The sequence below is a fragment of the Singulisphaera sp. GP187 genome (assembly GCF_900129635.1).
Classification (GTDB): domain Bacteria; phylum Planctomycetota; class Planctomycetia; order Isosphaerales; family Isosphaeraceae; genus Singulisphaera.
On record NZ_FSRB01000001.1, the window covers coordinates 1,157,433 to 1,173,075 of the forward strand.

10 protein-coding genes are annotated in these 15,643 nt (G+C 63.0%); 6 read left to right on the forward strand and 4 right to left on the reverse strand.

Features of this window, described 5'->3' with window-relative positions; all coding sequences use genetic code 11:
* Positions 1 to 38 precede the first annotated feature (38 nt).
* The 3 genes from hflX to BUS42_RS04530 all read left to right on the forward strand — a co-directional run bounded on the left by hflX (position 39) and on the right by BUS42_RS04530 (position 4,117).
* Positions 39 to 1,343 (forward strand): GTPase HflX, encoded by a 1,305-nt coding sequence (hflX, locus tag BUS42_RS04520; RefSeq protein WP_074305635.1) that lies wholly within the window; start codon positions 39 to 41, stop codon positions 1,341 to 1,343.
* 140 nt (positions 1,344 to 1,483) lie between these two features.
* Positions 1,484 to 3,412: a coiled-coil domain-containing protein gene (locus tag BUS42_RS04525; RefSeq protein ID WP_074305637.1), complete on the forward strand. Its 1,929-nt coding sequence runs from the start codon at positions 1,484 to 1,486 to the stop codon at positions 3,410 to 3,412.
* Between the two features lie 300 nt (positions 3,413 to 3,712).
* A complete protein-coding gene (locus tag BUS42_RS04530) occupies positions 3,713 to 4,117 on the forward strand; it encodes an RNA recognition motif domain-containing protein (protein ID WP_074305639.1) in 405 nt (134 codons plus the stop codon).
* A 235-nt stretch (positions 4,118 to 4,352) separates the two neighbouring features.
* On the opposite strand, the gene BUS42_RS04535 is transcribed toward BUS42_RS04530, so the two are convergent.
* From BUS42_RS04535 to BUS42_RS04550, 4 genes are all read right to left on the reverse strand, one after another.
* Positions 4,353 to 5,756, reverse strand: coding sequence for a phospholipase D-like domain-containing protein (locus tag BUS42_RS04535; RefSeq protein WP_074305641.1), 1,404 nt, complete (start codon positions 5,754 to 5,756; stop codon positions 4,353 to 4,355).
* Positions 5,757 to 5,901: 145 nt separating this feature from the next.
* A complete protein-coding gene (locus BUS42_RS04540; protein WP_254053299.1) occupies positions 5,902 to 7,017 on the reverse strand; it encodes a formylglycine-generating enzyme family protein in 1,116 nt (371 codons plus the stop codon).
* A gap of 424 nt (positions 7,018 to 7,441) precedes the next feature.
* Positions 7,442 to 7,717 (reverse strand): hypothetical protein, encoded by a 276-nt coding sequence (locus BUS42_RS04545; RefSeq protein ID WP_074305643.1) that lies wholly within the window; start codon positions 7,715 to 7,717, stop codon positions 7,442 to 7,444.
* A gap of 454 nt (positions 7,718 to 8,171) precedes the next feature.
* Positions 8,172 to 8,960 (reverse strand): SDR family NAD(P)-dependent oxidoreductase, encoded by a 789-nt coding sequence (locus tag BUS42_RS04550; RefSeq protein WP_074305645.1) that lies wholly within the window; start codon positions 8,958 to 8,960, stop codon positions 8,172 to 8,174.
* Between the two features lie 613 nt (positions 8,961 to 9,573).
* Here BUS42_RS04550 and BUS42_RS04555 point away from each other — a divergent pair.
* From BUS42_RS04555 to BUS42_RS04565, 3 genes are read left to right on the forward strand one after another with little or no spacing between them, the layout of a single operon-like run.
* Positions 9,574 to 12,690 (forward strand): DUF2309 domain-containing protein, encoded by a 3,117-nt coding sequence (locus BUS42_RS04555; RefSeq protein WP_074305647.1) that lies wholly within the window; start codon positions 9,574 to 9,576, stop codon positions 12,688 to 12,690.
* A 31-nt stretch (positions 12,691 to 12,721) separates the two neighbouring features.
* On the forward strand, positions 12,722 to 14,113 hold the full coding sequence (locus BUS42_RS04560; protein ID WP_074305649.1) for a proton-conducting transporter transmembrane domain-containing protein: 1,392 nt from the start codon (positions 12,722 to 12,724) through the stop codon (positions 14,111 to 14,113).
* Complete coding sequence (locus BUS42_RS04565) at positions 14,110 to 15,633, forward strand: proton-conducting transporter transmembrane domain-containing protein (RefSeq protein ID WP_074305651.1); 1,524 nt, start codon at positions 14,110 to 14,112, stop codon at positions 15,631 to 15,633. The genes BUS42_RS04560 and BUS42_RS04565 overlap by 4 nt, the downstream gene beginning before the upstream one ends.
* The last annotated feature ends 10 nt before the right edge of the window (positions 15,634 to 15,643 follow it).

The following is a 15,643-nucleotide window of genomic DNA, read 5'->3' on the forward strand; positions in this document are numbered from 1 at the left end:
GCTCACTTCCCCACTCATTCGAGAGGTCAATCTCCACCTTGGGCGAACTCAAAAGCACCGAGCGTCTCGATCGCCGTGAGAAAACGATACTCGTCGGAGTCCTGCTCTCCGACGGCGAATATTCCCACGAGGACCCGCTGGATGAAATCCGGGGGTTGGCCAAGACGGCCGGGCTGGTCGTGGTTGGGAGCATGCTCCAGAAGCGGCAGCATGTGGATATCGCCACGTACATCGGCTCGGGCAAGGTGGCCGAACTCAAGGAACTCGTCGAGGCACACGAGGCGGATCTCGTTGTTTTCGACAATGACCTCGGCCCCGCCCAGACCCGCAACCTAGAGCGGATCCTCGGGGTCAAGGTGATCGACCGGACCGAGGTCATCCTCGATATCTTCGCCACCCGTGCCCGGACCCACGAGTCCCACCTCCAAGTTGAGCTCGCTCAACTTGAATACGCGATGCCGAGGCTCAAGCGGATGTGGACCCACCTGTCGCGCTACAAAGGCGGGATCGGGGTTCGTGGTCCTGGTGAAAAGCAACTCGAGGAAGACCGACGACTGGTCGTCCACCGCATCCAGGACTTGAAAGCGAAGCTGGGGAAAGTCCAGGCCCGCAAGGAACGCGAAGTCGCAGGGCGAAGTGACACGCCGAGCGTCTCACTCGTCGGCTACACGAATGCCGGCAAGAGCACGCTGATGAATGCCCTGACCGACGCCGGAGTCTTCGTCGAGGACAAACTGTTCGCCACCCTCGATACTCGCACCCGGCGCTGGCGGCTCGGTGGGGGCGGGCAGGTGCTTCTCTCCGACACGGTCGGTTTCATTCGGAACCTGCCCCACTCCCTGGTGGCCTCGTTCAAAGCCACCCTGGAAGAGGCCCGTCAGGCCGACCTGCTGTTGCATGTGGTCGACGCTTCGAGCCCGGAAGCGGAAATGCAGATCCGCGCGGTCAAAAACGTCCTCGAGGAGCTCGGACTCGCCGATCAACCCACGATTCTCGTGCTGAACAAGGCGGATCGCGTCCCCGATCGCTCGTTCCTCGACGTGCTCAAGGCTCATCATCACGACCCGATCACCATCAGCGCCGCTCAGGGCGATGGCATCGACCGCCTCGAACTGGCGGTTCGCGAGTCGTTGCACGAACGGTCCCTCGACGCGGAAATCGAAACGGGTGTGGAAAACGGCCGGGTCCTGGCCTACCTCGCTCAGCACGCGCAGATCCTCAATCGGGTCTACGATGAGGAGGATCGCGTCTTGCTCCAATGCCGACTACCGCGCCGCTGCCTCGAATTTCTCTATGAAAACGGGGCCGACGTTCGCGAAAACGGCCAGCGACTCTACGCCTGAGCCCAAAATCTCAGGCGTCCACCACCGCTTTGTGTTTTTCTTTTCCCACGGATTTGAGGTTTCTCTCGGATTTGGTAATATGGGTAGACGGCGTCGGCCTGGTCGGCCCGGTCTGCGAACCACGCGGAGTTGCCTCCGACATGTCGACTCATATTCAGATTCGTTGCCCACAATGCCAAGAGAGCCTGAGAGCCCGAGTCGAGTACATCGGGAAGAAGGTCAGTTGTAAGCGTTGCGAGCATGCGTTTGTCATTCAAGCTCCGGAGGGCGACGCTTCCGTCTTAGCCGAGGCGGGGGACGAGTCGGTGGCCGGGGCACCGTTCCGCGAAGAGTTGGAACGTGTCACGCAAGAGCGCGACCAGCTCAAGGGCGAGTTGGAGCGGGTCCGCGACGAGTTGGTGGGGGCGCAGGACGGTCGGGCCCAGGAGCTTGAAGCGGTTCGTTCCGAGCGGGACCGACTGCGTGAGGAGCTCGAAGCCGTTCGCGCGGCGGGGCTTGCCAGGGAGTCGGAGCCGGAGCCGGCGGTCGAATGGAACGCGGCTCAGGAGGCGCTGACCCAGGAACTGGAAGCGGTCCGCACGGAGCGGGATCGGCTCCGCGAGGAGCTCGATCAGGTCCGGTCCACGAGTGCGTCCCGGGATTTGGAGCCGGCGCCCGAGTTGGGTGCCGCTCAAGAGACGCTGGCCCAGGAACTGGATGCGGCTCGGACGGAGCGGGATCGGCTCCACGAGGAACTGGAAGCGGTCCGTTCCGCGCAGGCGTCCCGGGAGTCGGAGGCGGCGTCCGAGCTGAACGCGGCTCGGACGGAGCGGGATCGGCTCCACGAGGAACTGGAAGCGGTCCGTTCCGCGCAGGCGTCCCGGGAGTCGGAGGCGGCGTTCGAGCTGAACGCGGTTCGGGAGACGCACGCTCAGGAACTGGAAGAGGTCCGGACGGGCCGGGATCAGCTCCGTGAGGAGCTGGAAGCGGTCCGTTCCGCGCAGGCGTCCCGGGAGTCGGAGGTGATCGAGCTGCTTCGTGAGGAACTCGCGACGGTTCGGGTCGAGCGCGACCAATCGGCGGCGGAGTTGCGAACGCTGAGCGAGGCGAAGGCCCAGGGTGAGGAGGCGCTCGAAACCGGAAAGCGGCAGTTCGACGAGGCCCGCGTCCTCTGGAATACGGAGCGTGAGACACTCACCGAGGAGGCTGAGCAACGGCTTCTCGAGGAGCGACAGCGGGCCGCGACCGAGCGGCAACTCGCTCAAGAGCAACTCGAGGCGCTGCAACGCCGATTCGACCAGGCGGGCACGGAGGCGACGGCGGAACGCCAGCGGCTCGAGGTTCAGCTCGACGAATTGCACCTCGAGCTCGAGAGCGCTCATACGACCCATGCGGAACTGACCCAGGAACGCGACCATCTGGCCGGTGAATTCGGCGAGCTTCAGGTCGCGCACCAGGACGCGGACCAGGCTCATCAGGAAGCCGTGGCCCGTCTGACCGGAGAGGCCGACGAGATCCGTCGCCGCCACGAGCGGTTGGGCGAGGAGCGGATTCGCCTGGCGTCGCGACTCGATGAGGTCGAGTCGGCGCATCGCGAAGCGGAGGAGACTCATCGCGATCAGTTGGCCCAGCTCAACACGCAACTCGAGGAGAGCCGCCAGCGAACCGACGCCGCGGCCGAGCGCGGTGACGCGTTGGCCGGCGAAGTCCGCGAACTTCGCGCGGAGCTCGAACGGCGCGAGAGCGAGTTCGACGGCAAACGGCAGACGTTGGTTCAGGCCATGACCACGCTTCGCCAAGAGCTGGAGTCGGTTCGCAACGACGCGGCCGCCCGGCTCGAACGTGCCGCCGGAGAGGCCGAGCAACGTCTCGCCGAGAGGGACGCGACCCTGAAGACCACGACCGAACGGGCCGATCAGCTCGCGGCCGAGTTGCAATCCAGCGTCGACGCACGCACCGCCGTGGAGGCGGAACTGGCCGAGGCGCATCGGCGGATCGAAGAAGTCGTCCGACAGTACGAGGAATCTCAGAACGCCGGCAACCAGATTCGCTCACTGCTCAAGCATGTTGGAATCCACCTCCCTCAATGAGTGTCCGGCCGCTGTTCGATCGGTGAAAATCGATGAATTTGATCCTGAGGGTCATCCTGGTCTTGACGGGCCCGCGATGATCCTCTCACAAATTCGTGGAAAAGGTGTGTATTTCAGCGATCCTCAGGATTATACTCCTGATCGGTAGGTTCGCCGATCGAGCACGCGACGTTGATTCTCGCAGAATCGGCATTCGCCATCCTCTCTCGTCCTTCCCACCTGTTGGGCCGCCAGGTTGGCCCCTTTCTCGTTGACCCGGAAAGTGTCTGGCGGGTCATGACCTCCTTATCAAGGAGATGGATGGTGGGCAAGAAGCTTTACGTCGGAAACCTGGCCTATACCGTCAGCAACACCGACCTCGAACAGATGTTTGGTGAATTCGGGACGGTGCAGAGCGCCCAGGTCATCCAGGACCGCGATACCGGCCGTAGCAAGGGATTCGGCTTTGTCGAAATGGACAGCGACGCCGAGGCCCAGGCCGCCATCGACGGTCTCCATGACCAGGAGCATGGCGGACGGCGCCTGACCGTGAACGAAGCCAAGCCGCGTGAGGACCGAGGCGGCGGTGGTGGCGGCTACGGTGGCGGCGGCGGCAGCCGTGGTGGGCGAGGCGGCGGCGGCGGTGGCTACGGCGGTGGTGGTGGTGGCTACGGCGGCGGTGGTGGCGGCTATGGCGGTGGCGGTGGTGGCGGACGCCGCTATTGATCCCCGTTTGTCGCGTTGGGACCCCGTCATCACGTGGCGGGTTCCCGTGAACCTGATCCTCGCGCGATCGCTCAACCGCTGATCCCTCGATCGATCGTTGGTTCGAGCTGTCTTGATTCGCGACAAGCGTGGAATCCAAAGGCGAGTGGGACCTTTCCCGCTCGCCTTTCTGTTTTGATCGGGAAGGACCGCGACGCTCGCTCGCTGATTCGAGGCGGGCGGCGATCGGTTGAGACTAGAGCAGGGGGGAGAGCAGTCGTACGACATCCTCGGCGACCTGGGTCAACTGGCCACGCTCTGAGAGCCCGCGCTGGCTTTGGGACATGAGCGTCTCGATCCAGGTTGCCGTGGCGTCGACCTGGGGCTGCGAGTAGAGAAAGACGGCCACCTCGTAGTTCAAGAAAAGACTACGCATATCCATGTTGGCCGATCCGACGATCGCCAGGTCGTGGTCGATCAAGACCACCTTGCCGTGAACCATCCCCGGCTGGTAGAGCAGGACCAGTCCTCCCGCCTGCTGGATCTGACGCAGGTAGCTGACCCGGGCCAGGTCGGCCATCCCATGGTTTGACTGTGCCGGGACAATCACGCGGACGTCGACCCCGCGTCGGGCGGCGAGCTCGAGCGCCCGGGCGAGCGTTTCGTCGGGGATGAAGTAGGGGGTGACGACCCAGATCCGTCGCTGCGCGGCGAACGCCACGGAAACGAGCGTTTCGTAGAGTGGGTCTCCTGAAACATCAGGGCCGCTGGCGACGACCTGAGCGATCGAGCCGTTGGGCGCGATCGGGACGGGGCTCGCTTCGTCCTGGGCGATGGTCTCGCCGGTCGCGAATTTCCAGTCGGACCGGAACAAGGCGGCGAGATCCGCAACCGCCGGGCCTGAGCTGACGAGCGAGAAGTCGCGCCAGCGGGTCGGGTCAGGGGTCGGACCCATGTATTCTTCCGCCAGATTCATGCCCCCGGTCAAGGCGTGTCGGCCATCCACCACCACGATCTTGCGGTGGTTCCGCAGGTTGGTCCGTCCCCGAAACGGCAAGTGGAGCATCGGCATGAAAAAGGCGACCTTGGCTCCGGCCGCGGTCAAGGGGGAGACAAACCGTCGGCCAACCCGCCAAGACCCGACGTCGTCGAGCAAGAGACGCACGCTCACTCCGTCGGCCGCGCGCTTTGCCAACCGCTCGATGATCGCCGTGCCGACCGGCCCTCGACCCAGAATATATGTGGTAATGTAAATCGATTGCTCGGCCTGATCGATCAACTCGAGCAGGAGCCGGTAGGCTTCCTCGCCGCTGGTGACCGGTTCGACCTGGTTTCCCGAAGTGGCCGGCGGAATCCCGAAGGACTGAAGAATCCGTTCGGCGGGTCCGCCCGACGTCTCCGAGGGGGGCTTACGTCGACAATGGTAGACTTGTTCTTTGCTCTCCGCCCGCCGTCGCATCTTCCGGCCGCCGATCATCAGGTACAAGGGGACCCCCATGTAGGGGACCAGGACGACGATCAACAACCAGGCGATCGTGCTCGAGGTCGATCGCCGCGACTTGAGCAAGTGACCGACCAGGATGATGCCGAGAACGAAGCCCAGGGTCGTTAAAAGCTGTGAGGAAACCCAGAACAGGTTCGACTCGTGAAAATGAGACAACGGCCGCGGACTCCCGGCGGGGACGGACTGGGGAATGTGGCGGGGGACCGAGCCTGGGGAAGCGCACCCGGCCAGAGCGACCAGATCGGGTACGGTTCCTGAGCCGAATGGCCGCGACCAGGCGATTTCCAAGGATCGAGATCGATCAAGGCGTCGACTTGGGAGCGAGTACGCAGCGGAAGCCGACGTGGGACGCCCCGCTGTCCGTGGCCCCTTTTCCACGCGCTCCCGGAAGGTAGCGGACGCAATAGAGGTCGCTACACAGGAACGAGCCACCACGCTGGACGCGTTTGGGAATCCCAGGCTCGGCCGGGTCATGACTGGAGTCGGGCCCCTGCGGATTTCGCTTCTGAGAGGGGTCGTAGTTGGGCTGATACCAGTCCGCGCACCACTCCCAGACGTTTCCGGCCATGTCGCTCAGGCCGTAGCCGTTCGCGGCGAACGAACCGGTCGGGGCGGTGCCGTCGAATCCATCTTCCTTCATGTTCTCACTAGGGAAGAGTCCTTGCCAGTTGTTGACCTGCCACTTGCCCCCCTTGAGCAGGTCGTCGCCCCAGCAGTAGCGCTTGCCGTCGAGACCACCCCGCGCGGCGTACTCCCACTCGGCTTCCGTGGGCAACCGCTTGCCGGCCCATTTCGCGAAGGCGACGGCGTCGTCAAAGCAGACCTGGACCACCGGGTGATCTTCGAGCCCACGAAGACTGCTGTCGGGACCGGTCGGGTGCTTCCAGTCCGCACCCGGGACGTACCGCCACCAGGCCAGGTGATCGTCCAGGGAGACACGGCCGACCGGAGGCGAGAATACGAGCGACCCTGGGACCAGCAGTTCCTTGGGGGCTCCGGGAAAGGCTTTGGGGTCGGGCGCTTGCTCGGCCACCGTCTTATAACCGGTCTCGCGCACGAACTGCTCGAATTGCCGGTTGGTCACCTCGGTGCGGTCCATCCAGAAACCGTCGAGGGCGACGCGGTGGACCGGCCGGGCGTCGGACATCGACTCATCATCCGAACCCATGGCGAATTCACCACCGGGGACCCACACCATCCCCTCCGGCGCCACTCCAGGAGGCTTGGCGAGGCTCGGGCCGCCTGCTTTTCCGCGGTCCGCTGGCGAACCCCCGCGCCTTGAGGCGGCTGTGAACGACGCTATCAGGACAAGGACCAGCCCGATCGCCATGCCGGTCCGCGCCCAGAACCTTGAGGTTCGACCTGACACCTCGTTCTTGACCGGCTCGGGGCTCGACTGAGGTTGCTTCTTCGACACGGATGATCCTCTCTCACGGGCCGCAACCTGGGACTGTGGCCGCGAAGGCGGCCAAGAGAAATTGACTCACCCCCAGTTCGGTCGTCCTCGAATTCATTGTAAGGTCGTCCTTCGTCGAAGTGATAGTCCGGCGTTCTCTCCCCACTCAATCTCGTCGTTTCCGCTTCGGCGTTCAGGAGCCGAATACGATGAAGCATGTGCCGGCCACGGGGGAATCCGCGTTGGTGAGATCGATCACCGTTGATGATGCGGAAGCGGCCACGGACTCGGAGGGTTGAACGATCCTAGCCAGTCGGGGGTGAATTGCGCGTGGCAGGTACGATGACGGTCGTCCCGCTTTGCCAGCCAAAGGCCGGGGCGGGACCGAACGGTTTTTGGGGATGACCAGCGTTCTGGGCGTCTCACCGCGAGAATCGAGCCGGGCTCAACGTGTCCAGTTCATCGGCTCCAAGTTTTCGGGCGCATCCTCCTCCCGACCACTCTGCCCCAGGGAACTCGACCGCGCCGAGACGTAGCTGGTTCGCTCAGGAGCTTGGGACTGGCTATCGGCGAGTGGGCGTTTGAGGAAACACTGAAAGCCGTAGAAGATTCTCGTCTCCGGGATGACCGCGACGAGTTCCCATCCTTTTTGGCCGAGACCATGCAAGGCATTCTCGACGTTCGGTCCATCAACGGAAAGACGGTAGTATTCCCAAAGCATCAATTTATCCCTGGTTCGCTCAGGAGCTGATCCCTAGAAGTTCATTGGGAGGGGCGGATTGATCGATATTTGGATGATTCGGTCGTCTGGAGACACGGATTTGACGTTCAAACGGGAGAGAAGGGACGAACAATCGAGCTTAGTTCGAAAACCGGCAGTCGTCCAATGGTGATCACAAATGCTTTTCTTTGAAAACGCGTGAGTCGAGCTTAGTCCGAGTGAATCCAACATCCCTGCGATGAAGTGGAGCATCCATGCGGCCATTTGGATCGCCGGATCGGTTCGCGGCCCGAGGGATTGGTCGATGGTTACTTGAGCCTCGATATGACAACTCGAGCCGGGAGGAGTTGAACGGTTCCAAGCGATGGCTTCGTTGGTGAGTTCGTAGCGCGGTCGCGGCGAACCCTATGATCCAACGGCGATCACGCCGACCCGTCATGCGGCGATGCGTCGCTCAGAAGACGCTTCTGACGAGACCCCCATCAACGCGCAACGCCGCGCCGTTGATGGCGGCGGCTCTGGGGCTGCAGAGAAAGGTCACGAAGTCCGCGACCTCGGTGGGATCGATCAGTCGCTCGATCAATGAGGTCGGGCGGTTCTCTCGCATGAATTGCCGTTCGGCGTCGGCGGCCGACAACTTGGGAAACAGATCCTGGATGAACTTGGTGACCCCCTCCGTCTTCGTCGAACCGGGCAGGACGGCGTTGACGGTGACCTGCGTTCCCTTGGTCAATTCGGCCAGGCTGCGAGCGACGGAGAGCTGCATCGTTTTCGTGGCGCTGTAGTGTGCCATCTCGGGAGACGGGCTGAGTGCGGCTTCGCTGGCGATGAAGAGAATCCGCCCCGCCCCTTTCTGAAGCATCGTCTTGAGGTAGCTCCGAGAGAGGCGAACACCGCTCAAGACGTTGATCTCAAAGAGCCGGAGCCAGGCTTCGTCCGTCTCATCGAAGAAGCCGACAGCCTCGTAGATCCCCAGGTTATTGACCAGGATGTCAAGCTCGGGAACCGCCTTGAGTGTCGCCTCACACCCTGCCGCGGTCCCATTGTCAGAGACCAAGGGGCGGAGTTGGGCTCCCGGGAACTCGTTCTGGATCCGGTCGATCGCTTGCTCCACCGTGGCCGCGGATCGGCCGTTGACGATGACCGTGGCGCCTTCGGCCGCCAGGGCACGAGCGATTTCAAACCCGATCCCTCCGGAAGAGGCCGTGACCAGGGCAAGCCTGTCTTCGAGTTGGAGATTCATGATTCACTCATTTCCTTGTATCGGCGATCGGAGTTTCCGGGAGCCAGGTCCGTCAACTCGGCTTCCGGCCGCCACATCGAGGAACTCTAGCGAACGGTGATCAACCGGGTGGTCAAAAAAAGAGGGTTCGGAGACGATCTCCGAGCGGCCCCATCACAGGTTCCCATAAAGTACCGAGGCTGAGCGACTTGGGCAAAAGCCATTTGATCTCGTCACCCTGACTTGCCAGGTTGAGCAAAGTTCCTTATCATCCATTTGACAGTTCGCCAGGCTCAACCATGTTTCCCCCCCTCCTGGTTGACTGTTGGCAAGGCCTTCTCATGGCCGACAGCGTCTGGGACAGGCGTGAGACAGACGCGTCTCGGGTGTTCGCCTTCGATTCGCGAGCGAGACGGATCTTCCGGAGGACGGCGTAAATCGGTCGAGAGGCCCACGGGATACCGAAGGGTATTCCTCTCCCTCCCCCCCACGCTCGGATGGTCTGCCGTGGACGACTCCTACGTTCGTCGATGCGCAGTAATTTCGGTGGATCAATCCGCCTGTTCTCCCCCCTGCCGGCAGGTCATTCCCCCGTTCTTTCTGATCTCAGGAACAAGTGAGTGCGCTGGTGGCTATGCATGCCTCAATTGCTCATAGCGAGACGTCGCAGGAAAGCCAGGATCGGAGCCCGCGCCTGACTCAACTGAACGAGGCCATCGAACATGCCTCGCACCTGCTTCCGGCTCAGGGACCGATCACGGTTTTTATTCACCATAATACGCTGCACGCATTCGAGGAACTGCCGTTCCATGAAGCCGTCAAGAAAGCGGCTCATATTTTCGGATGTCACCCCTATCTCTCCAAAGAACGCTATCGCCAGGAGCTGAGTCGGGGCCGGATTCGGTTCTCCGACTTACGCGAGGTGCTCGAACGTGACCTGGGAGCCCGGGCAGGAGCGCCGATTCCCTGCTTTGGTACGCTCCTCGACTTGCACCTGGCGATGCTCCAGTACCCGCTTCGGACCGGCCCGACCGAGGAACTCGTCTGGTACGTCGCCGAGGCGAATGCGCTCCGACGCGTCCGGCAAGAGGCCTCCTCGGCGGTTCGCGATCGCCTGATCGCGGAAACGAGGCGCTGGGTGGTGCGCGACCTGCGGACCGGGAGCGACCCGAGTCGGAGCGGAACCGCGACCGGCACCCCGCCTGGCCGGATGTCCGCCAGTCTCAAGGAACTCCTCGACCGCTTCGGTGAGTCGACGATCGAGAACTGGAGTGACGATGACTGGGAAGGGTTCACACTTCAAGCACTCTGGAGAGTCTGCTGCGACGGCGTGAGAGACTTGCCGCCGTTTACGCCGCCGCCGATTCCACCGGTTCGCCATCGCGACCTCCTGCTCGAGGCCTCGGGCGCGGATGCCGACTCGCTGGTCCACGACCTCCTGATCCGCTACTGCGCGGCGTTCCTCGATCAAGGTCTGGCGCACTGGCCCTTGCCCCGGCGCGACGAGGGGTTCTATCGTGCCTTCTGCAACCTCTATCGACAGCCGAAGGGACCCCCCGACCGCTGGCTCCGCGGCCTCGCCCAGGAGCTAGGACAGCTTGCGGATCGTGGCGTCGGACCTCTGGAATCCATCGAGGAATCGCTCGAAATTCTCGGCGTGACCGACGAGGAGTGGGAACCGTTCCTGTCAGAAACCCTGCTCGCGCTCCGAGGTTGGGGCGGGATGGTGCTCCAACTCGAACAGCGCGGGGATCGAGCCGTTCACCCGATTCCCGCGGGAAGCCTCGTCGAATTCCTGGCCGTGCGGCTGATCCTCGACCGCTTTGCGTTGGCGGACACCGCGAAGGACGCGCTCGGCTTCCGCGGGCCGTTGAACGCACTTCGCGACTATGCCCGAAGCCAGATCAAGGTGCACTGGCCTCCGAGTGTGGAGCAGCGGGCCTTCCTCGTCTTCCAACTGGCGCAGGTCTTCGGCCTCTCGCCCGACGTCCTCAATCGAATGCCGCAAGCGGAATGGACGATCTTGCTCAAGGAGATCGAGACGTTTTCCAGTTTGGAGCGGCGGCGGATCTTTCATCTGGCCTATGAACAGCGATTCCGGACCCAGACTCTCGACGCCGTGACCGTGCACGCGGGGCAATCGTTCGGCCGCCCGGTCGCACCGTCGTTTCAGGTGGCGTGCTGCCTGGACGAACGCGAGGAATCGTTCCGCCGTCACCTCGAAGAGTTGGCCCCCTCGGTCGAGACGTTTGGCGCGGCCGGTTTCTACGGCGTGGCGATGTATTATCGTGGCGCGGCGGACGCGCACTTCGTTCCGCTCTGCCCGGTCGTGATCCGGCCCCAGCATTGGGTCACCGAAGAGGTGGGGGACAAGCTCGGAAAGTCGCATCGCCGCCGCGCCCGGACCCGACGCGCTTTGGGGACGGCTTCGCACCAGTTCCATGTCGGGAGTCGCAGCTTCGCCTTGGGAGCGTTACTCTCGGGAGCCGTCGGCGTGCTCGCCACGTTCCCGCTGGTGGCGCGGATCCTCTTCCCGCGACTCACCGCCAAGATCCGCCACATGGTGGGACGGATCGTCCGGACGCCACCGATTACCCGGCTGCAAATCGAACGCGTCGAACCGGCGGCCGGGGCCGAGAACGGCCAGGTCGGTTATACGCTTGAAGAAATGATCCAGGTAGGCGAACGTCAACTCCAGGACATCGGCTTGACCACCGGGTTCGCTCGACTGGTGATCCTGCTCGGGCATGGGTCGGATAGCCTGAACAATCCCCACAACTCGGCCTACAACTGTGGCGCTTGCGGGGGCGCGGCCGGTGGCCCGAACGCCCGGGCCATGGCGCAAATCTTGAATGATCCGCGGGTCCGCGAGGGGATGGCCAAACGGGGCCTTTCGCTGCCCGAGGAGACGGTGGTCGTCGGCGGATATCACAATACCTGCAATGAGTCGGTCACCTTTTACGACCTCGACCGCCTCCCCGAATCGCATCAGCAAGAATTCGCGGCGGTGCATAAGATTATTGAAGAAGTTTGTAACCGTAACGCTCACGAGCGCTGTCGGCGGTTCATGTCGGCGCCGCTCTCGCTCTCGTACACGGCCGCCCGTGAGCACGTTGAGGAACGCTCCGAGGATCTGGCGCAAACCCGGCCCGAGCTCGGGCACGCGACGAACGCGATCACCATCGTGGGCCGTCGCGAATGGTCACGCGGTCTCTTTCTCGACCGGCGGGCCTTCCTCACGTCGTACGACCCCACCGAGGACGACGCGGAGTGCACGATCCTGACGCGCGTGCTCCAGGCGGTCTTCCCCGTCTGCGGTGGGATCAACCTCGAGTACTATTTCTCGCACGTCGACAACAAGGGCTACGGGGCCGGGAGCAAGCTGCCGCACAATCTGGCGGCCCTCCTGGGGGTCATGGATGGCCCATCGAGCGATCTCCGGACCGGCTTGCCCTGGCAGATGGTCGAGATCCACGAGCCGGTTCGCTCGCTGTTCATCCTCGAGACCACGCCCGAATCGATGCTCAAGATCATCGAACGCAACGAAGGGATCGGCCGGTTCTGCCGGAATGGCTGGATCCAGCTCACGGTGATCGACCCCGAGTCGCGTCAGATCTACGTCTTTGAGAACGATGAGTTCCACCTCTACCAACCTCAGTCGTTGGCCTTGCCCACGGCTCCCTCCTCCGTCGACTGGTACCGCGGCTGGCGCGACCATCTCGAGTTCGCCGTCATCCAGCCTTCGGCCTGAAGTTTGAACCTTCGAATCGAGGTGGGAACCCATGTTGGACTACCAGCAATTGCTGATGTTTTTGGGTCTGGTCGTCGTCGCCGCACCCCTCTTGTTGACGATCATTCTCGGGGTCTCGTCCCTCTTGAACTGGACGTTGGCCGAAGAGACGACCTCCAAGCTGGTGCACATTGCGATCGTGTCCGGCCTACTGGCGGCGATCGCCGTCCTGGCGTTGATGCTGGCGTTGGGAACGCGTGACGTCGCGATCCCGCTCGGGGATTGGGTGGCGATCCCTCGTCACTACCACTTCTCCGTGAAGTTCGTTTTCGACCGGCTCTCGGTGCCGTTCGCCATCCTCTCGTTCGTTCTCTCGGGAACCATCGGGTCATTCGCGACCAAGTACATGCACCGCGAACGGGGCTTCAACCGCTTCTTCGTACTCTACGCGATTTTCGTGCTCGGCATGGTCGTGACCGCGCTGGCCGGCACGATCGAGACGTTGTTCGCTGGCTGGGAGCTGGTCGGGCTCTCCTCCGCCTTGCTGGTCGCGTTCTTTCATGAACGGCCTTCGCCTTCACGGAACGGCCTCTGGGTCTGGACGATTTATCGAGTGTCCGATGCCGCACTGTTGCTGGCGGCCGTGGTGATGCACCACCTGCGTGGCGAAGGTGATTTCGATAAGCTCTTGGGAACCGGGCTGTGGCCCTATGAGCATTCGTCGGTCGCTGCCAGCCAGGCGTTATTGGTCGGCCTGCTGCTGCTGATCGCTGCCGCCGGAAAGTCGGCCTTGATCCCATTCTCCGGCTGGTTGCCGAGAGCCATGGAGGGGCCCACTCCGTCGAGCGCCGTGTTTTACGGAGCGCTCTCGGTTCACCTGGGGGCGTTCTTGTTGCTCCGGGTCAGCCCGCTCCTCGACCTCTCGATCGTCTTATCCACGGTAGTCGTGATCCTGGGGCTCGGGACCGCCCTGTTTGCTTACCTGGTGGGCAGCGTGCAGACCGACATCAAGTCGGCCTTGTCGTTCGCCTCGCTCTCGCAGGTCGGGATCATCGTCGCCGAGATCGGCTTCGGGTTCCGTTACCTCGCCCTGATCCACCTGATTGGCCACGCCAGCTTGCGGACGCTCCAGTTCGTACGGGCCCCCACGTTGCTGCAGGATTACCGGACGCTTGAAAACGCGATCGGCGACCGCTTGCCGCAGACCGGGATGGTCTGGGGTCTGTCGCGAACCAGCCCCAAGCACGACTGGCTCTACCGGTTCGCGATCGATCGAGGCGAGCTCGACTCGATTTTATCGACTTACGTGGTCTCTCCGTTCGTGCATGCGTTCCGCTGGTGCGATGCGCTCGAGCGGCGCTGGACCGACTTTCTCTCCGGCGTGGCGTCGCGTGAGTCCGATCAGGTGAAGCCTCACTTTGGAACCATCGAAGAACAATTATGAATATTCTTCATCTCCCCTGGCTTGAACTGGCGATCGCGATCGCGTTGATCGGCTCTCCGTTCATCAGCCGGTTGAGAAATCCCAATCAGGCATATCAATGGGGCCTGGTTTTTATGGGCCTCTCGTTTGCTTGTGCGTCCCTGGCGTGGCTGGCCTTTTCCATGGGGGTCACCCCCGAGATGCTCCGGCGTTGGAGTTTCCAGCCGTCGCTCTTCGGTCGCCAGGTCCTGGGGATGGATGAGTTAAGCGCACCGCTCATCCCCTCGATTGCACTGCTCCACTTGCTGGCCGCCATGGCCACGTCCCGAAACCACATGCGCCGGTTTTCGTTCTCTTGGTCGCTGGCGGCCGAGGCCATTCGACTGGCGACGTTCAGTTGCAAGGAGCCCTGGACGCTGATCGGCCTGCTGGCCGTATCGACGGTCTTTCCGTATGTGGAGCTGCTCCATCGCGGCCGCCCGACCCGGCTCTACGTGATCCACATGGCCTTGTTTGTCGGCTTGCTCGTCCTAGGCTGGAGCCTGGTTGGTGGTGCGATCCCGTCCAAGGCGCCCGCGGCGTGGTGGGCGACGCTGCCGCTCTTGGCCGCGATCCTGATTCGTTGCGGCACGGTGCCCGCCCACTGCTGGCTGACCGACTGGTTCGAGCACGCCTCGCTCGGGATCGCCTTGCTCTATGTCGCGCCGCTCACGGGAGTCTACGCCGCCGTCCGACTCCTGATGCCGATCGCGCCGGACTCGATCCTGACCCTGGTCGGGCTGTTCGCGTTGGTGTCGGCCGTGTATGCCGCGGGAATGGCGACCATCCAGACGGAAGCCCGACGCTTCTTCGCGCACCTCTTCTTGAGCCACGCGTCGCTCGTCTTGATCGGCCTCGAGTTGAACACCGATATCTCGCTGACCGGTTCGCTCTGCCTCTGGTTCTCAGTGATTCTCTCCCTCGGCGGGTTTGGCCTGACCCTTCGCGCTCTGGAAGCCCGGTTCGGCCGGCTCTCGCTCAACCACTACCACGGCCTCTATGAACATTCTCCCACGCTGGCCGTCTGCTTCCTCTTGACCGGCCTGGCCAGCGTCGGCTTCCCTTGCACGATCGGCTTCATCTCGACCGAGCTGCTCGTGGATGGAGCCGTCGAGGCTAGTTCCTACGTCGGCATTGCCGTGATCACCACCGCCGCGCTGAATGGGATCGCCGTGATGCGGGCCTATTTCTTGCTCTTCACCGGAACGCGACATATGTCGACAGTTTCGTTGGGGATCGGCCTGAGAGAACGGATCGCGGTCCTGACCCTCTCCCTCCTGATCTTGGCCGGCGGACTCTACCCCCAGCCGGGAGTCACCTCAAGAGAGCGAGCGGCCGAAGAGATCCTCTTTGAACGAAGGTTCGGTCAGCCGGCTCCCGCCCAGGCGTCCCATGGCAAGCCCAGCAAACCCGATGTTGTCGCCCAGCCGCTTTCCGTATCGACCTGGATGCCTCGGGCCATCGTCGACATGCCCCCGGACCCGAACTCTCGAGCCCGATGATCGCTTGTGG